This window comes from Embleya sp. NPDC050154 (assembly GCF_044460165.1).
Taxonomy (GTDB): domain Bacteria; phylum Actinomycetota; class Actinomycetes; order Streptomycetales; family Streptomycetaceae; genus Embleya.
In genome coordinates this window covers 226083-243551 of record NZ_JBITJP010000003.1, presented here as the reverse complement: position 1 = coordinate 243551, position 17469 = coordinate 226083, and the positions used below count along the sequence as shown (strand labels likewise).

Here is a 17469-nt window from a genome sequence, read left to right as displayed (position 1 = left end):
GCCATTCGACGTACCGCCGTGGCGAGCCGCGAGCCCGCCCTTTGGGACGCTGCGACGATGTGGCCATGACGGACACGGCCGGGACCGCGAAGCGTTCGGCGGCGGGACTCGTCCTGGGGACACTGGCCGCCGGGCAGTTCGTGATGGCGCTGGACAGCTCCGTCATGAACGTCTCGATCGCGACGGTCGCCGAGGACGTGGGCACGACCGTGACGGGAATCCAGGGCGCGATCACGACCTACACCCTGGTGATGGCGATGTTCATGATCCCCGGTGGCAAGGTCGGCCAACTCATCGGCCGTAAGCGCGCGTTCATGATCGGCTGCGTCGTCTACGGCTGCGGCTCCCTGACCACGGCACTCGCCCCGAACCTGCCCGTTCTCCTGTTCGGCTGGTCGTTCCTCGAGGGGATCGGGGCGGCGTTCATCCTGCCCGCGATCGTGGCACTCGTCGCCGGGAACTTCCCCGCGGAACGCCGGCCCGCCGCGTACGGACTCGTCGCCGCCGCGGGGGCGGTGGCGATCGCGCTCGGGCCACTGATCGGGGGTGTCGCCACGACGTACTTCTCCTGGCGGTGGGTCTTCGCCGGCGAGGTCCTGATCGTGCTCGTGATCCTGCTGCTCGCCCGACGTGTCGCCGACGCGCCGACCGGCGAACGTGCCCGCATCGATCTCGTCGGCGCCGTGCTCTCCGCCGCCGGACTCGGGACCTTCGTCTTCGGCGTACTGCGTTCCAGCGAATGGGGCTGGTTTCTGCCGAAGGCCGATGCGCCCGCCTGGCTCGGCATCTCGCTGGTCGTGTGGTTGATGCTGACGGGTCTGGCCGTCATCCGGCTCTTCCTGCACTGGGAGGCCCGCCTCGTGGAGCGGGGGAGGGATCCGCTCGTGGACCCGGCCATGCTGCGCAACCGGCAGCTCACCGGGGGCCTGACGATGTTCTTCTTCCAATACCTCGTGCAGATGGGCGTGTTCTTCGTCGTACCGCTGTACTTGTCGGTGGCACTCGGGCTGTCCGCGCTGGACACGGGCGTGCGCATTCTGCCGCTCTCGCTCACGCTGCTGGCGGCCGCGATCCTGATTCCGCGATTCCTCCCGAACGTCTCGCCGCGGCGCGTGGTACGGCTGGGGATCCTCGCGTTGCTCGCGGGCGCGGTGGCGCTGATGGCCGCACTCGACGCGGGCGCGGGCGCGGAGGTCGTGACCGTCCCGTTGTTGTTGATCGGGCTCGGCATGGGTGCGTTGGCCTCCCAGCTCGGATCGGTCACCGTCTCGGCGGTGCCGGACGAGCAGAGCGCGGAGGTCGGCGGCATTCAGAACGCGGTCACCAATCTCGGCGCCTCGATCGGCACGGCGCTCGCGGGGTCCGTCCTGATCGCCACGATGACCACTTCGTTTCTGACCACCATCGAGCAGAACCCGGCGGTCCCGCCCCAGGTCACGAGCCAGGCGACCGACGAGCTCGAGAGTGGGGCCCCCTTCCTCTCGGACGCCCAACTCGAGTCCGCCCTCGACAAGGCGGGCACAAGCCCGGAGGTGTCCCAGGCCGCGCTCGACGCGAACAACGACGCCAGGCTCGACGGCCTGCGCGCCGCGCTCGCCATCCTCGCCTTCGCCGCACTCCTCGCGATCTTCTTCACCCAACGGATCCCGACGACCCAACCTCGCTCGAAACCGGCGTAGACGACGCGGATCCCGACGACCCGACCCGGCTCGAAACCGGCGTGGACGACGCCCCTCCGCCGCGACCGCGCGGGCGCGGCACGACGCCGTGGGCGGCGCTCGCGCAGGTGTCCTGCCGTCGGTGGTGCTCCGGCTCGTCGCGGGTCGGAGGGTGCCGGACCGAGTCCGGCACTAACGTGGATAGCACGATGACCGGCGCGGAGGCTCGGGCGGATCCCGCGTCCCGAGTGCACACGGTCACGGAGGAGTCATGACGGATTCCGAGAAGCCCGGCCGGGGCCCGGGAACAGGCCGCGGCCCTGGGCGTCCTCTCGGGGCGGCCGAGACCCCCGAGAAGCAATGGCCGCCGGTGACGGCCTCCCAGCGCCGGCTGGCCCGGCTGGCCTTCGTGGCGGCGCTCGGCGCCGCGGCGATCCTCGTCAGTGGTGGTCGCAGCAGCCTGCTGGTGCTGATCGTGGGTGTGCTCGGACTCGTGGTGACGGTCGCGGCGCTGTGGGGCTTCCTGAGCAACCGAAGCCCACTGCGCTGGATCTGCGCCGGCGTCGCCGTCGCCGCGCCGATCACCGTGATCGTCTGCTACATCGCCCGCGGCCATGTGTGGGACATCGTGCTGACGCTGCTCCTGGCGGCACTGGCGGTTGCCGCCGCGAGGGCCGCCCTGATCCTGGCCCGGCCGCCTGCCGGCATGCCCGAGCGCGAGACGCCGCCCCCGATCCGACCCTTTCTGATCATGAATCCGCGCTCGGGCGGCGGAAAGGTGGCCCGGTTCGCACTGGACGACAAGGCGACCGCGCGGGGCGCGGAGGTGGCGCTGCTCGACGGCCCCGGCCAGATCGACGTCGCCGCACTGGCCCGGAAGGCGGTGGCGGACGGGGCCGATCTGCTCGGGGTCGCGGGCGGCGACGGCACCCAGGCGCTCGTCGCCGGCATCGCCGCCGAGAACGACCTTCCGTTCCTCGTGGTCTCGGCGGGCACACGCAACCACTTCGCGATGGACCTCGGGTTGGACCGGGAACGGCCGGACGCCGGCCTCGACGCCTTGAACGACGGCGTCGAGGTCTGCGTGGACCTGGGGCTGATCGGCGGCAGGACCTTTGTCAACACCGCCTCGTTCGGTGCCTACGCCGACGTCGTGCAGAGCCCGGCGTACCGGGACGACAAGCGGGGCACGATGCTCGAACTGCTTCCCGAAACGCTCTCCGGCCGGCGCGGCCCGCACCTGGTCGTCCGCATCGACGGCGAGGTGGTCATCGAGGGCCCGAAGGCACTACTCGTCAGCAACAACCCGTACGAGTTCGGCGGTCCGACCGAGCTGGGCCGGCGGGCCCGCCTCGACAGCGGCCTGCTCGGCGTCATCGCGATCACGGTCGGCAACGCCGAGCAGGCCGTCGAACTGCTGCGTGGCCGCCGTGGCCGAGGACTGCGCACACTCGTCGCACACGAGGTGCTCGTCGAGTCGCACGCCACCCGGATCCCGGTCGGCATCGATGGTGAGGCCGTGCTCATGCCCACCCCGGTGCGACTGACGATCCGGCCGCTCGCCCTGCGGGTGCGCGTGCCGCGGGAACGGCCGGGCGTGCCACGGTCGAAGCCGCCGATCGACCTGGCCCTGCTGCGTCACCAGGCGCTGAACACGACGCGTCCCGCGGGCGGCGGTACCTCCTCGACCCGTCGCGGGCAGCGGGAGTGACGGCCGACCGACGGCCCACCGCGAGCTGACGGCGCACCACGGCGTGACGACCCACCGCCCTTCGGCGGCCGCTGAGCCGCGCCCGGCAACGGGCGCGGCAACAGTCACCGCTCGGTGGGTGCCTCGCCGGACTTCGACTTCGGAGCCGCTGCTGTCTTGGCCTGCGTGGTCGACCACTTGAGTTCGATCTCGAGCTCGATCTCGCCGTCGCCCACTTCCACCTCGACCTCGCTGCGCAGCTCGTCGGGAACGTGCATGCTCAGCACGCCGGGGCCGAGCTCCAACTCGACGTGACCGCCGCGCCTCAGCGCGGTCGCAAGCGCGGAGAGCAACTCGGCCGCCTCGGTCCGTGACAGGGAGCCCTTCTGCTCGAACTTGAGGTCCTTCATGGGAAGCCTCCCACTCCGCTACGAACAGTCTCTGCAGTCGAGTCTGCGCCCCGCGTGGCACCTGGGCATCCGGTGGCACCGGACGGGCTGCGGCGTTGGACGAGCGGTGTCGGCGGTACGAAGCTCCCGAGCGTCGTACGGTCGCATTCCCGGTGCGGCGCCCGACGGACCGCCCCGACTGGACGCCGGGAGTCGGGCGAGTTCCCATGGAGACGGGGCCGATCGCCTCCGTGGCCGGTCCACACCTGATCCGCCGCAGCCCCCGGGTCGCCCGGCGATGCGGTCATGACGCCCCGGGTGGGTGACCCGACCGCATCATCTGTGGAAGGCACCGTCGGTGACGTCCTCGAGGATCTTCGGATGAACGCCCGGCAGGATGAGCAGGCAGCGGTCCGGCATGCGGCGGCCCGGCTCAAATGCGCCTTTCCCTCCGTGGATCCGGCCACCGTCGACGCGCTCGTCGAGGCGGCCCAGGACGCGCTGAGGGAGGCCCCGATCCGGACGTACGTCCCGATCCTGGTCGAACGGCGCGCCAGAACCATGCTCGCGGACGGCGTCACGCCCCCGGCACCGGCGACGTTGCCGCCCGACATCGAGTCCCGGGGACACGGAGCCACGGCCTGGCACATCGTGGAGCGGTGAGCCGAACACGGTGGTCACCCCGGAGGCAGCGGCGCCGTGCCGCCGACAAGGCCGTGCGGCCGGGCACGTGGCAGACGGCCCGAAAGATTGCTCGGGATTTCCCGCGCAGCCGTGTCGAGAACGGGAGAGCGATTCCGACCCACCCGTGAGAGCAACGCGCGAGCCCGGCCGAACCCGTGCGGAGGACATCGACCGGGCACCGCCGATCCGCGGCGGTGGGTCTCATCGCCGTTGTCGACAACATGGGAGGAAATCATGACTCAGCTATTGAGGGTGCAGAACTTCAGCGTCTCCGCCGACGGTATCGGCGCCGGTGAGGATCAGACCTTCGAGCGCCCGTTCGGCCACGTGGAGCCGGAGCGGTTGTTCGCCTGGGCCGGTGCCACGGCGAGCTGGCCCATGCGTACCGATCCCGGGGGCAGCCGGGGCCTCGACGATCACTTCACGCGCGACTACCCGCGCAACATCGGTGCCGAGATCATGGGTCGCAACAAGTTCGGGCCCCAGCGCGGGCCCTGGCTCGATCACCAATGGCGCGGCTGGTGGGGCGACGAGCCGCCGTTCCGTACCCCGGTGTTCGTCATGACCCACCACGGGCGGCCTTCGTTCACGCTCTCCGACACCACGTTCCACTTCGTCGACGGCGACCCGGCCACGGTTCTCGAACAGGCGCGGGAGGCGGCCGGGGGCAAGGACGTGAGGCTCGGCGGCGGGGTCACCGTCATCCGGGAGTTCCTCGACGCCGACCTCGTCGACACCATGCACGTGGCGGTGTCGCCGGTGAAGCTCGGGTCCGGACTTCGACTGTGGCAGTCACCCGACGAACTGCTCGACCGCTTCCACCTGGAGGTCGTGCCCAGCCCGAGCGGCGTGACGCACCACTTGTTCTGGCGGAAGTGACGCGAATTTCGCCCACGTGAGGCGCACGGAGCCTCGGATCCCGAGGTGGGTCCGGGGCCCGCGGGCGTCTCGGGTCTCCGATGTCGACCCGTGGTCCGGAGCATCCGCAGGTTTGGACTTGCTGGTCCAATTTTTCCATCGCACAGTGGCCCTGCGCCCTGGTCGTCCAGGGCCCTCGTCCGGTCGACGGCGGTATGCGGTCCGGCCGTTCGGGTTCACGGTGGAGCATCGAACAACGGAGTGGACCATGTCTATGCGACTCGAGGGGCGGACCGCCCTGGTGACCGGAGCGACCAGCAACATCGGACGTGCGATCGCGGAGGCATTCGCCGCCGAGGGAGCGTACGTCGCCGTTTCGGGCCGCAGCGCCGAGCGTGGCGGGGAGGTCGTCGACGGGATCCGCGCCCGGGGCGGCCGGGCCGAGTTCGTGCAGGTCGACCTGGACGGAAGCGCCGCCGCGTCGCAGGTGCTGGCCCGGGAGGCGACGCGGGTTCTCGGCGGTCGCATCGACGTCCTGGTCAACAACGCCGGCATCTACCCCGGCGACACCACGGCGGCCACCGACGAGAGCACGTTCGACCGGGTCTACGCGGTCAACGTGAAGGCCCCGTTCTTCCTGACCGCGGCCGTGGCACCCGTCATGGCGGAGGCCGGCGACGGAGCGATCATCAACCTGGGCTCGTGGATCGCCCGCTTGGGCATTCCGGTCGGCGCCCTCTACAGCTCCACCAAGGGAGCCATGGAGACCCTGACCCGGGCCTGGGCGGCGGAGTTCGGGCCGCATGGTGTTCGGGTGAACGCGATCTCCCCGGGTGTGGTGCTGACGCCCGCACCCGAGGAGGCCCACCCCGGCGAGATCATGATGAAAGGCACCCCCGCCGGACGGATGGGCACCCCCGACGCCATCGCGAACGCCGCCGTGTACCTGGCCGGTGCCGAGTCCTCGTTCGTGCACGGCATCGTGCTCGACGTCGACGGCGGGCGCACCACCGCCGCCGTCATCGCCGGCTGAAGCAGGGCGCCCCGGGGACGGCCGTGGGGCGGGTGGTTCCAGCGGAGCCGCCCGCCCCGGTCCGGGGCCGGACGCGCACGCACCGCGCCTGCCGGGCGGGTGCGCGGCGGCCGGGCAGGACGGCGCCCGACCCGGATGGGCCCGTGCGTCGGCCCGACGGCGGATCACGCCACCGCGCCGCCCGCGCGGCGCAGGTCCGCGATCCCTTGATCGAGAGCGGCGCGCAAATGCGTGGACCGACCCGTCGACAGGAGGATCGACACACCCCCTTGAATCGCCGCCAGCAGCGAGGCGGCCCGCACGTCGACATCCAGCTCGGCGGGAAGCATGCCGCCCGCCTGCAGCGCCCGGATGCCCGCGGCCAGGCTCTCCTGCCAGCGGCGCAGCAACTCGATCACGATCGCGCGCGCCCCGGGAGTCGAACGCCCGACCTGAAGGAACAGCGACCCGAGCGGGCACTGGTCCCCCTGCGCCTCGTAGCGCTTGATCACCACGTCCCGCCACTGCTCCCAGGCCTCCCACGAGTCGAGGCGGCCCAGATACGGCTGCTGGTCCTCCAGGACCTGCTCCGCCTCGAACCGGGCCACCGCGACGAGCAGTTCGTCCTTGCCGGCCGGGAAGTAATGGAAAAGCTGGCTCTTGCTGGTGCCGGTCCGCGCCATGATGTCGTCCAGCGTCGTCGAGGCGACGCCTCTTTCCCGCAGGACCGCCGCCGCACCCGCGACGATCCGACTTCGCGTCGCCTTGCCCTTCGCGGTCAGCTCCCCGGGCATGCCCCGCCTCCTTGCAATGGACTGAGTGGTCCACTTTAGTGGACGGCCGAGCGGCCGGGGCGCTGCGGGCGGTGGGGGAGTGGTGGCCGGCCGTGGTCGCGACCCTCGCCGCGGTCGACCGGGCTCATACCGGCGCGGACAAGGCCGTGAGGTAGGCGGACAGGGCCGCCGCGGTGTCGGTGAGCGGGAAGCGTGCGCCGAGGTACCCCTCCGGGCGGACGACCAAGCCGGTCGGGCCGTCGGGGCGGTGGAGGCGGGCGAACTCCCCGGCGGCATCGACGTATTCGGGGACGGGCAGCATGCCGGGCACGGTCGAAGCGGTTCCGCGGGCGAGGACGGCGATGGCGCGCGGGCCGGACAGCCGAATTCCCCGTCCTGCGCCGAGCGTGCCGCTGCGCACAGCCTGTCCGCCGTAGCCGCACAAGCCGTCGCTCCGACCTCGGCGGGCTTCGCACCCGCCACGCGAATCGCGGAGCAGCACAAGACCGCCGTGCGCCTGCCCGAGCACGCCCCGGTCAACAACCCGGCACGCACACCACGCCTCGCCCCGACCACGACCCACGCCGCGAAGCCATCGCCCAAATTCCCTGATCCGCGTCGAGAGAGGAACCCATCCCACCGCGAACCCTCCTGAGCGGGCGGCATGCCGGCCGGCGAACTGAGCGAGATCCCGCCGGCCGAGCCGAGCCCGCGCCGCCATCTGGGCCCGGTCCTCTCTCGACGCCGCGACGGCCCCGCCGTACGGCCGGCCGAGCAGTTGGCGTCCCGAATCGTGGACCAGGCACGAGAGTGGACGCCGACCGGCCCGGCTTTTGGGTCGCGCCGGGCCGGTACGTCCCCGAGAAGGAGGAGCGTGATCCCTCAGGTGGGCGGGCTGGGGGCGAAGGGGTGTAGTTCATTCTCGCCGGACTGCACGATGCCGTAGCTGCCCTCGGGGACCTCGTTCCAGGCACCGGGAAGGTCGCCGGGGGGCTCCGACACGATCAGGCGGGTCTCGTCGGAAACCTCGCGCAGGAACGCCACATCGGGGTGGAGCGCGCGCAGCGTGTCCACTCGGGTGCTGTAGAAGAGCGAGCGTGACTGCGTCTGGCTGGAGTAGCGGAATGCCCACAGTCGTCGGCCGTCGGTCACCGCGACCGTCATCTGCAGCGGGAACTCCACGCCGTGCCGTCGACCGGTGTGTTCCACCAGGCCGGCCATCCGCGCCACGGCGCCCGGCGGGTCCTGCTCCAAGCCGAAGGACAGTGCCAGGAAGAACATGAGCTCGGAGTCCGTCGACCCCTCGATGTCGGGGAAGAGGTCCGGATCGACGGCCAGGGCCAGGTCTCGCTTGGTGCGGTGGAAGTCGGTAATGGAACCGTTGTGCATCCACATCCAACGCCCGCGACGGAACGGGTGGCAGTTGCTCTGCTGTACCGCCGTGCCGGTGGAGGCCCGGATGTGCGCGAAGATCAGGGGAGAGCGGACGTGGTCGGCGATCTCCCGGAGATTGCGGTTGCTCCAGGCCGGGCCGGTGTCCCGCACGAGCGCCGGAGCGTCGACGCCGGGTGTGTACCAGCCGACGCCGAAGCCGTCGCCGTTGGTCGTCTCGACGCCCAGCCGGGAGTGCAGGCTCTGATCGATCAGCGAGTGAGTCGGTTTGTAGAGGATGGTCTCGAGCAGGATGGGGGTTCCCGCGTAGGCGAGCCAACGGCACATCGTCTACCGCCTCCGGTCTTGGGATTGCGCTGCGGAACCCGCGCCGCGGAACCGCGTCGTGGGTCTGCGCCGCCGGGCCCGGGCCGCCGCGCCCGACACGAGCGCGTTGTGCGGATCCGGCCTTGGCACATCGCCCCCGTCACACGGCTCCCGGGGCTTCGGCGACGTAGCGACGGACCGCTTCCGCGTCGACGTCGTGGATGTCCACGCCGCCCGGACTCCACGGTCTCCACCTTTCGACTCTAGGCACGTCCGCCGGTGGTTGCACCCGGGCGGAAGCCGATGCGGCAAGGGCGGCGGCCGGATCGGGCCGCGGACACGGCCGGCCGCGGTCCCGCGGTGTGCGCGGCCGTCATCGGCGTCGCACTCGCCGGTGCACGCGCGCCCTTGGTTCGGTCGACGCGGTGACCGGCACGCACATCCGGTGGGAAGAGATGGTGCACGGGGCCCCATTCGGCGCCGGAAATTGGTGCACGGAGGTCGTAGTTCCGGCCACGCGCGTCCCTCTAGCGTGCTCATCACCGCCGGCCGGACCGAGACCAGGCTCCGGGCGGTCGAGATGTGTGCCGTGCAAGGGAAGGGACGATCATGCAGCCAGGATTCCGGGTGACCTCGATCCAGGACACGCCGCCGTCGACGGTCGCCGACGGGATCGTCGCCCGTGTGCTGAAGGAAGGCAGCACCGAGGACCCGTCGGTCGTCATGGAGCTGAACTTCGCGCCGGGCGCCGCCTTCGGGAAGGACGCCCATGCCCAGCCGGAGATCCTGATCGTCACCGAGGGCGTGTTCCTGGACGGACACGCCGAGTACGGCAAGGGCAGCGTCATCGTGGGCACCCCGGGCTCGGTGCACTTTCCGCAGTCCGAAGTGGGCTGCACGGTGCTCGCGATCCACCCCGCGGGCCTGTAGCGCCGAAGGGCCTGGTGATGTCGATGACCAGCGCACCGGAGTCCCGTTGGCCCGGGCAACCGCGACCTCGCCGGATGACCTTGGCCGTCTACCGGGTCGACGAGACGACCGGCGACCGTATCCCGGTTGCCGCACCGCAGACCGTCGTCGTCTCCGAGCGGGTGTGCGCGCAGACGAGCGCGTACCCGGCCTGCCGCTGTCGGCGCTGCCGCCCGCCCGGTTCCTGACGACGGCTCGGCCCGGGACAAGCGGGCGGACGGCTACCGCGTGTTCAACGGTGTGTACCGGCGGCTCGGGCGCGAATCCGACGGACTCGACGCCCCGACGCACCGGAAGTGCACCGCTGCCCACCCCGGGCCGCCGAAGCGGCCGATGGGGGCATCCGGTGCTTCAAATGGTGCACGAGTGCCCTATGGATGGCCGAAATTGGTGCATCAGGGCCGTGGCTCCGCGCTCCGGTCGTCCTCTAGCGTGCTGATCTCCGCAGCCGGAACCGGGAAACCGGGTTCCGGATCACCGGTGCACCACCGGCTCCTTTCGTGCGGCGATTGGTTTGAAATTCGTGATCGATGACGTGCATATCTGGGTCGGCGCTTCGAGTGCGGGCCTCGCCGCCGGCCTGACGTGGCTCGGCCACCTGCCGGGGCGACGCAGAGCCGCGCAACACGTCCGACAGGTGCACGACCGGGCCCGGCAGGCCGCGGCCCGGTCGGAGCAGACGGCCGGGCAGGCCGCTCACGAGGCCCGTTCCGCGGTGCTCCGCGAGGTCGAGGAGGTCAGGGCGGAAGCCGCCGCGAACTGGTCGCAACTCCAGCTTGTGATGGCCGAGCTGGAACACCTGGTCGCAGTACGTCTGCCCGCGGTGGCGCAGCGCCTCCAAGGTGTGTCGATCGCCGCGCCCACGGGGCTGCGCCGTCCGGAGGTGTTCGACGGTTCCGAGGTGGCGGAGCGCATGGCGGAGATCGAGGAGGCGCTGCGCGAGGCGGCGGCCGCGGTCCGGCGCCGCGTCGAGGATTCGGCCCGCGCCGGAGTGCGGGTCGCGGCCGAGGAGATCCAGGCGGCCCTGACGCGTGCCCAGCGGGACATCGACAACGCGCTCGACGACCAGGACGACCCGGAATTGTCGGCACGTCCGGACGGGGCGTACACACGCACGCTCGCCCGGGTGGACCACAGCGTCACACTGGCGGGGCACACCGTGCAGCGCCTGCGGATCCTGACCGAGTCGTGGCCGGGCGTGCAACGGGCGAACTGCACCGTCGCGGAGATCGTGGAGAGCGCGCGCGGACGCGTCCGGCAGAGCGAGGCGGTCGACTACACCTACCGGGCGCAGACCGGCGAGACGGTGGTGGAAGGTCTCGTGGTGGAGCCGGTCATCGTGGTCCTCACGGAGTTGCTGGACAACGCCACCTCCTACTCGGGGGCCCCGGCCGCCACACACGTCGTCAGGGTGGCGGCCGGCATGCGCATCACGGTCGAGGACCAAGGGCTGGGCATGAGTCCGCTCCAACTCCAGGAGGCCGAGCGCGCACTCGCGTCCGGCGAGACCGACGTCACGGGCCTGGGTGATCCCGGGCGCCTCGGATTCCTGGTCATCGGGCGTCTGGTACACGCCTACGGGCTGCGGGTCGGCCTGTCCCCGTCGGCTTCCGGCGGCGTCCGGGCCGACCTGCTGATCCCCACCGGGCATCTGGTCGCGGACGGACCCGAGGAAACGCGGTACCCACCCATGGCAGTGGAACAGGAGCCGTCGTCCGCCGCCGCGCCGTACCCGGCCGAACTGCCCGCGGGTCGGACGTACGCCGCCGAACCGGCCGCGGTCCAGGGCGAGTTGCCCGAGGATCACCAGTACACGGCCGAGTTGCCCGCGGCTGAGCCGTACGTCTCCGAACTGCCCGCGGCGCGGCTGCCCACGGCCGGGACGGGTGGCGGGACCGACATCCCCACCGCGGTGTCCCCGGCGACCTCTCCGTCCACCACGGCGGGGGAAACGCCCGCCGCACCGGAGCTGACCGCGTACGGGCTGCCCAAGCGGCAGCCGCGGCGCCCGGCGCGCAGGGACCCGGCGCCGCGACAGGAGGAGGTGGCCGACGCCGAGGCGTTCACCGAGGGGTTCGCTCGGCTCAGGGGTGTCCTGGCGGCCGAGTACGACCGAAGCGACAGCGTCAACGAAGGTTGGAGCACGTGATGTCCGAGTACCCGCACGCCACGGCCGACACGGCCGACCTGCGCCCGCAACTCAACGCGCTCCTCGGGGAGGGCGTCGTCTCCGCCGTGCTGTTCTCGACCGACGGGCTGGCGCTGGCGGCCACCGACGGCCTGGGCCGTGACGAGGCCGAGCGGTCCTGCGCGGCGTTCGCCGGCGTGGCCTCCCTGCAGGACACGTTCGCCGACTGTTGCCGAACCACGCCCGACGACCTCTTGATGCGCTATCAGATCATGGACTTCACGCGGTACACGGTCCTCCTGCTCGCGGCAGGCCGCAACAGCGGCCTGGGCGTCGCCGTCGAAGGCGACTCGATCAGCCAGAACGTGCAGTTGGCACTGTCGAAATCGCTCAAACTCATCAAGGCCCTGGGACCGTTCCTTGCCGCCCGGGACCGCCAGGCACCCGCCCGGGCATGACCTCCGGCGCGGGTGGTAGCGGCCACACGCGCCGCGGCGTCGTCCGCTCGCACACGGTCATCCGCGCGGAAGCGGCGGCACCGCAGGGCGAACGCCCCCGCATCGACGTGGCGACGCTGCTGTCGGTCGACCCCACGGCCCCGGTGACCGGACTCGGCGTCCAAGCGCGTCGCGTGGTCGCGCTGTTGGTGCCGGGGGTGTTGTCGGTGGCGGACGTCTCCGCGCATCTGGAGCTTCCGGGGGCCGTGGCGCGTGCCGTCGTCGCGGACCTGGTCGTCAGCGGCCACGTACGTGCCGCGGACCCCTTCACGCCGCTCGCACAACCGCACGACCGGGACTTCCTCGAAAGGGTTCTGCATGGCCTCCAGCGTCTCTGACCGCGGATATCTGCCCGCCAGGGCACGATCGGTGAAGGTCGTGGTCCTGGGGGCGTTCGGTGTCGGCAAGACCACCTACGTGGCGACGCTCTCGGAGATGCGTCCGCTGCACACCGAGGAGCGACTGACGCGTGCCGGCGAACTGGTGGACTACGTGGCGGTGGACACGAAGTCGACGACGACGGTGGCCATGGACTTCGGGCGGCGCACGCTCGGCGACGGCGACATCGTGGTCTACCTGTTCGGCGCACCCGGGCAGCCACGCTTCGCCGCGATGATCCGTTCGCTGCTGACCGGTGCCCTGGGCGGGCTGGTGCTCGTCGACACCCGGTACATCGACCGGTCCTACGAGTCGATCGACCTCCTCGAGGAGGCCGAACTGCCCTACGTCGTGGCCGTCAACACCTTCCCCGGAGCCCCCGAATACCCCGAGGACGCGCTGCGCGACGCACTGACCCTCCCCGGCGACCGCCCCCTCGTCTTCATCGACGCCCGCACCATGCACTCGGCGAAGCGCGCCCTGGTCGCGCTGGTCACCGACATCCTCCGACCCGCAGGGAGCCGCGCCCGATGACCGACCGGGACCAGCAATCCGCCGCCCTGCCACGGTTGTTCGGCACCGCGTTTCGCGAACACCCGGAAGCGGCCCACAGATCGCTGCGCGCCGCCGGACCGGTGGCCTGGGCCGAAGTCGCGGACGGCGTACGGGTCCTCGTGGTCACCGACCACGCCGCCGCCCGCGAGCTCCTCGGCGACCCGGCGTACACCAGGGACCCGGGCACGTGGGAGGCCCTGGCGCGCGACAGCGTCCCGCCCGGACTCGCGCTCATGTACGCCGGCGGTCTCCAGCACACCGACGCCGAGGAGCACCAGCGGTTGCGGCGGGTCGTGGACGACTGCCTGGCCTGCGTCGATCTGCACTCCATCCGGCGCGGCGTCCAGCGCTACGCACGGGAACTCGTCAAGTCCTTCGCCCGCCGCGGACACGCGGACCTGATGGCCGAGTTCGCCGAACGCGTCGCCGTACACACCCTGGTCGAGCTGCTCGGCGGCACGGCGGACATCGCCGAACAAGTCCGTGCGTACGCCTGGCCCGTGGTCGACGCGCTGCCGGAGGCGGCCGAGGCGTCCGGGGAACTGAACCGTGCGCTGGGCGAAGTGGTCGCGGCCAAGCGAGCCAGGCCCGGTGCCGACGTGACGTCGTGGATGTTGGCGCACCCGGCGGCGCTCGGCGACCGGGAGGCCGAACTGCTGCTGCGCTCGATGGTGCTGCTCGGCGCCACGTCCACGGCCGCCTGGATCGGCACCACGCTGCACGCGCTGCTCACCGAACCGGCGTATGCCGGCGAACTCGTCGGCGGCGCGGTGACGATCCGCGACGCGATGGACGCCACCCTGGCGACCCGGTGTCCGGTGGTGAACGCGTCGGTGCACTACGCGCGGCGGCCCACGACCCTGCACGGTGTCGCGATACCCGCCGGGGTGCCGATCCTGATCGGCCACGCCGCCACCGGACCGGCCCCGGCTCGGCCCGGCATGCCGCGGTCCCGGGACCGCAGCCACCTGGCGTGGTCGGCCGGCCCCCACCGATGCCCCGCGCAGGCCGTGGCCTCCACCATCGCCGAAGCGGCGATCGAAACGGTCGTCGACGCCCTGTGGGACCTGTCCACACCCACTCCGGCGATCTCCGGCAGGCCCGGCCCGTTCCGGCGGTGCCCGGCGCACCTGGGCGTCCTGTTCGCGCCCGACGGCGGACGCGGCGCCGACGGGCCGCCCGCGCGAGGCGACGGCGAACCCGTCGTGGACACTGATTCCGGTTCCGGTCTGAAAGGGGTGACCGCAGGACATGTTGTCCCTGCGTGACTTGAGTGCGATTCCCGAGTTCGGGCTGAATCCGGTGGTCGGCGCGGATCGGGAGGTGCACCGCGCCCTCATCCTGTCCGGCCGCGAGTGGATCGGCGCGGACATCGCGAACGCCCTGATCGTCGCCAACGCCGCGAACCTCCAGGTCGTGGACCGGCTCCTGGCGACGCTCGCCGCGGGTGGGGCGGCCGGGCTCGCGGTCGCGGAAGCCCCCGACGAAGCCTCCATCGCCGCGCTCCGGCGAGCCGCGGAGCACCGCGGCTTCCCGCTGCTCACCTCCACGCGCCCGCTCTCCGCGTGGCGATCCGGCCTCGCGCAGAGCGTGCTGGACCTCGGCGCGGACCGGGCCCGGCGGCACGCCGCCAGATTGGCGGAACTGATCGGGCAGCTCAAGACCTCCCACGACGCCGTCGGGGCGATCAGCCGGCTCCTGGCCGACGAGTTGGACGCGGAAGTCGTCGTACGCGGCGCGGACGGCATCCTCGCCGCGGTGCCACCGGCCGCCCCGCTCACCCTGGCCTCCGTCATCCAACGGCCGGACCGCCCCTTGCAGACGACGCCGGCCGGCCTGTTCGCCGGCACCGTCCACCTGTCGGCCGACCAGGTCCTGATCGTCGCGACCAAGGAACCCGCCGGGCGGGCGGACCGGGAGATCGTCCATCACGCGGCCACGGCGCTGACGTTCGCCTTGGCGCCCCGGCCCCGGCAGACCGACACGGCCCTGACCACCGCCGTCCGCGGCATCCGGCTCTCCGCCTTCCAACTCCTGATGACCGGCAACACCACCCATGCCCGACGGGTCATGGCCGGCGTCACCCCCGGGCTCCTGGACAGCGAGTCCGCCCGGGTCTTCGTGGTGGACTGCGCACGCGCGGACCGCGACACCGTCATGGCGGAGGTGGAACGCAGCCTCCACGACCGGGCACTGGCCATCCGCTGCCCCGCCTACCACGAGCACGTCATCGTCGTCGTCCCGGAACACCCCGGAACCGACGCGGAACGTGAACTGCGAGCCCTGCGCCAGGCGTTCGGCAGCGCGGACGTCGCGGTCGGAGGCAGCCCGGTGCATCCGCTGGAAGGGGTCGGCGACGCCTACGGGGAAGCGGCCGACGCCCTGTCCCGTGCGGTACACCACCCGGAGCGCACGGTCATCACCTCGTCCCGCACCCCCGGCCTGGTGGACGTCCTGCCGGACGCCGCCCGCGGGTGGGCCGCCGGGTTCCTCGAGCCGATCCTGAGCCTGCCGCGAGCCGGGCAACAGATCCTGGAAGCCACCGCGATGGCACTGGAGTTCCGGACGTCGGCGGCGGCCCGGATCATCGGCGTGCACCGCAACACGATCGCCCGGCGGGTCAACCACGTGTGCGCCGAGATCGGGATCAACCCGGACCGCACGCTCGACCGCATCACGCTGTCCCTGGCAATCCAGATCGTCAGCACACTCCCCTCCACGCCCCCTGGGCAGGGCTCGGACGTGTCACTGCACGGCGTACTCTCCCATCCCCAGGTCCGCGGGTGGGCGGAGCGGACGCTGCGGCCGCTGGCGGACGATCGACGCGACCTCATCCGTACCCTGCGAACCTGGGTGCTCACCGAGTTCAACGCCGACGCGACGGCGGCACGCCTGGGGATCGCCACCAAGACCGTCCGCGCGCACATCCACGCCGCGGAACCCCTCCTCGCCAGGGACCTGATCACCGGCCTGCCGCAGGACGTGGCGGAGGAGGGGGAACAGCGCCTGAGCGGCCTCAGGACGCTGACCGTCGCGCTGTACGCGACCACGCCACCGGGAGGCGCGCACCCCGCGCTGCCCGGCGACCCGCCCCGGCCCGCCCAGGGCGCCGGTGGCTTCGCCGCAAGCCGCTGACGGCCGCCCTCGTCTCGCCCCGCCGCCGACCCGGCCGGCGCGAAGCGCACGGCAATGGCCGGCCGACCGAACGCGGGGGTTGGAACCGGCGATCGAGGGCAGCGTCAGGGAAGCTTGAACGTCGCCTGACCATCGGCGAGTTGCGTGCTCCGGCAGGGTACGCATCGGCCGGGGCGCGGAGCGGCGTCGAGGTGGGAACACGGGACGCCGGATGGTCCGTTGTGGCGGAGTCCGCTGCTCGGGTCGGGGAAGAGGGAGCGGACTTGAGCACGATACGTCCCATGATCGAGGATTCGGTGGCCGAATCCGGCCCGGGACTGCTCGGGCGCGGCACCGGTCGGGAGGCGCGAATCGGTGGATTCGTGCGATACGACCGCGTGTTCTGGTGGCTCGCGCCCACCGTGTGTGTCGTCGCGGCGTATTGCGGTGCGCGACAGGAGTGGGACCTGTTGGCGGCGATCGTGGTCGTCGCCGTGACGGCGATCGGCGTGTTGTACGCGTGTGGTCGGCTCCGACCGGCGGTTCGCTCCGAACGGCGGCGATGGGCGCCGCGTACGCGGGCGATCACGCGAGGGCGGGCGGTGTCCTTTGCCGCCGTGGACGCCATGACCGGAGCCGGATTCGAGGAACACGTCGCGGAGTTGTGTCGTCGTGACGGGTGCCGCGACGTGGTGGTCAGCGGTGGAGCGGGCGACCTGGGGGCGGATGTCGTCGCCCGGCTCCCGGACGGGCGCAGCCTCGTCATCCAATGCAAGCGGCTCGGCAGGACACGGGCGGTGGGCAGTCCGGACATGCAACGCTTCGTGGGAACCGCGCGGCCGGTACACCATGCCGACGTCGCGGTGCTCGTCACGAACTCCAGGTTCACGGCTCCCGCCCGTCGGCTCGCCCGGGCCCAGGACATCGTGACCCTGGACCGGCGGGCCCTGGGTCGGTGGATGGCGGGCAGCGAACTCTCGACGGTCCTGCTCGGCGGAACGGGAGCCCCGACAGAGGCGATCATCGACTTCGACGCACCGCGCCTCGGATAACATTCGGTGTATTT

General features: G+C 71.8%; 18 protein-coding genes. 14 read left to right on the top strand and 4 right to left on the bottom strand.

The features are described 5' to 3' along the window. Positions 1 to 65: 65 nt before the first annotated feature. Both ACIBSV_RS07755 and ACIBSV_RS07750 read left to right on the top strand, forming a co-directional pair. Positions 66 to 1679, top strand: a complete 1614-nt coding sequence (locus ACIBSV_RS07755) for an MFS transporter (protein ID WP_395860326.1) — start codon at positions 66 to 68, stop codon at positions 1677 to 1679. 250 nt (positions 1680 to 1929) lie between these two features. Beyond that, on the top strand, positions 1930 to 3369 hold the full coding sequence (locus ACIBSV_RS07750) for a diacylglycerol/lipid kinase family protein (RefSeq protein ID WP_395860325.1): 1440 nt from the start codon (positions 1930 to 1932) through the stop codon (positions 3367 to 3369). A 104-nt stretch (positions 3370 to 3473) separates the two neighbouring features. Here the strand turns inward: ACIBSV_RS07750 and ACIBSV_RS07745 are convergent, their stop codons facing one another. Further along, positions 3474 to 3758: an amphi-Trp domain-containing protein gene (locus ACIBSV_RS07745; RefSeq protein WP_395860323.1), complete on the bottom strand. Its 285-nt coding sequence runs from the start codon at positions 3756 to 3758 to the stop codon at positions 3474 to 3476. A 360-nt stretch (positions 3759 to 4118) separates the two neighbouring features. Here ACIBSV_RS07745 and ACIBSV_RS07740 point away from each other — a divergent pair, with 360 nt between their 5' ends. The 3 genes from ACIBSV_RS07740 (at position 4119) to ACIBSV_RS07730 (ending at position 6312) form a co-directional block, all read left to right on the top strand. After that, on the top strand, positions 4119 to 4400 hold the full coding sequence (locus ACIBSV_RS07740; protein ID WP_395860320.1) for a three-helix bundle dimerization domain-containing protein: 282 nt from the start codon (positions 4119 to 4121) through the stop codon (positions 4398 to 4400). A gap of 255 nt (positions 4401 to 4655) precedes the next feature. Next, positions 4656 to 5300 carry a dihydrofolate reductase family protein gene (locus ACIBSV_RS07735; protein ID WP_395860318.1) on the top strand — a complete coding sequence of 215 codons (645 nt, stop codon included), beginning with the start codon at positions 4656 to 4658 and terminating at the stop codon, positions 5298 to 5300. Positions 5301 to 5547: 247 nt separating this feature from the next. Further along, positions 5548 to 6312, top strand: a complete 765-nt coding sequence (locus ACIBSV_RS07730; RefSeq protein ID WP_395860316.1) for an SDR family NAD(P)-dependent oxidoreductase — start codon at positions 5548 to 5550, stop codon at positions 6310 to 6312. Between the two features lie 164 nt (positions 6313 to 6476). Here the strand turns inward: ACIBSV_RS07730 and ACIBSV_RS07725 are convergent, their stop codons facing one another. The 3 genes from ACIBSV_RS07725 to ACIBSV_RS07715 all read right to left on the bottom strand — a co-directional run bounded on the left by ACIBSV_RS07725 (position 6477) and on the right by ACIBSV_RS07715 (position 8783). Beyond that, positions 6477 to 7085 (bottom strand): TetR/AcrR family transcriptional regulator, encoded by a 609-nt coding sequence (locus ACIBSV_RS07725; protein ID WP_395860314.1) that lies wholly within the window; start codon positions 7083 to 7085, stop codon positions 6477 to 6479. Between the two features lie 124 nt (positions 7086 to 7209). Then, on the bottom strand, positions 7210 to 7386 hold the full coding sequence (locus tag ACIBSV_RS07720; RefSeq protein ID WP_395860313.1) for a hypothetical protein: 177 nt from the start codon (positions 7384 to 7386) through the stop codon (positions 7210 to 7212). A 560-nt stretch (positions 7387 to 7946) separates the two neighbouring features. After that, positions 7947 to 8783: a class II glutamine amidotransferase gene (locus tag ACIBSV_RS07715; RefSeq protein ID WP_395860312.1), complete on the bottom strand. Its 837-nt coding sequence runs from the start codon at positions 8781 to 8783 to the stop codon at positions 7947 to 7949. A gap of 588 nt (positions 8784 to 9371) precedes the next feature. Here ACIBSV_RS07715 and ACIBSV_RS07710 point away from each other — a divergent pair. From ACIBSV_RS07710 to ACIBSV_RS07670, 9 genes are all read left to right on the top strand, one after another. Then, a complete protein-coding gene (locus ACIBSV_RS07710) occupies positions 9372 to 9692 on the top strand; it encodes a cupin domain-containing protein (protein WP_395860310.1) in 321 nt (106 codons plus the stop codon). A gap of 74 nt (positions 9693 to 9766) precedes the next feature. Then, positions 9767 to 9919, top strand: a complete 153-nt coding sequence (locus tag ACIBSV_RS07705) for a hypothetical protein (RefSeq protein ID WP_395860308.1) — start codon at positions 9767 to 9769, stop codon at positions 9917 to 9919. A 335-nt stretch (positions 9920 to 10254) separates the two neighbouring features. After that, a complete protein-coding gene (locus tag ACIBSV_RS07700; protein ID WP_395860306.1) occupies positions 10255 to 11880 on the top strand; it encodes an ATP-binding protein in 1626 nt (541 codons plus the stop codon). Beyond that, on the top strand, positions 11880 to 12317 hold the full coding sequence (locus ACIBSV_RS07695; RefSeq protein WP_395860304.1) for a roadblock/LC7 domain-containing protein: 438 nt from the start codon (positions 11880 to 11882) through the stop codon (positions 12315 to 12317). Before ACIBSV_RS07700 ends, ACIBSV_RS07695 begins: the two co-directional genes overlap by 1 nt. After that, positions 12314 to 12694, top strand: coding sequence for a DUF742 domain-containing protein (locus ACIBSV_RS07690; RefSeq protein ID WP_395860302.1), 381 nt, complete (start codon positions 12314 to 12316; stop codon positions 12692 to 12694). The genes ACIBSV_RS07695 and ACIBSV_RS07690 overlap by 4 nt, the downstream gene beginning before the upstream one ends. Beyond that, the gene (locus tag ACIBSV_RS07685; RefSeq protein ID WP_395860300.1) at positions 12675 to 13268 is read left to right on the top strand and encodes a GTP-binding protein; all 594 of its coding nucleotides are present in this window, start codon (positions 12675 to 12677) and stop codon (positions 13266 to 13268) included. Before ACIBSV_RS07690 ends, ACIBSV_RS07685 begins: the two co-directional genes overlap by 20 nt. Then, positions 13265 to 14557, top strand: a complete 1293-nt coding sequence (locus ACIBSV_RS07680) for a cytochrome P450 (protein ID WP_395860298.1) — start codon at positions 13265 to 13267, stop codon at positions 14555 to 14557. Before ACIBSV_RS07685 ends, ACIBSV_RS07680 begins: the two co-directional genes overlap by 4 nt. Before the next feature lies 1 nt (position 14558). Then, entirely contained in the window at positions 14559 to 16424 is a 1866-nt protein-coding gene (locus tag ACIBSV_RS07675) for a helix-turn-helix domain-containing protein (RefSeq protein ID WP_395860296.1), read from the top strand. Positions 16425 to 16705: 281 nt separating this feature from the next. Further along, a complete protein-coding gene (locus ACIBSV_RS07670; protein ID WP_395860294.1) occupies positions 16706 to 17455 on the top strand; it encodes a restriction endonuclease in 750 nt (249 codons plus the stop codon). Positions 17456 to 17469: the final 14 nt, after the last annotated feature.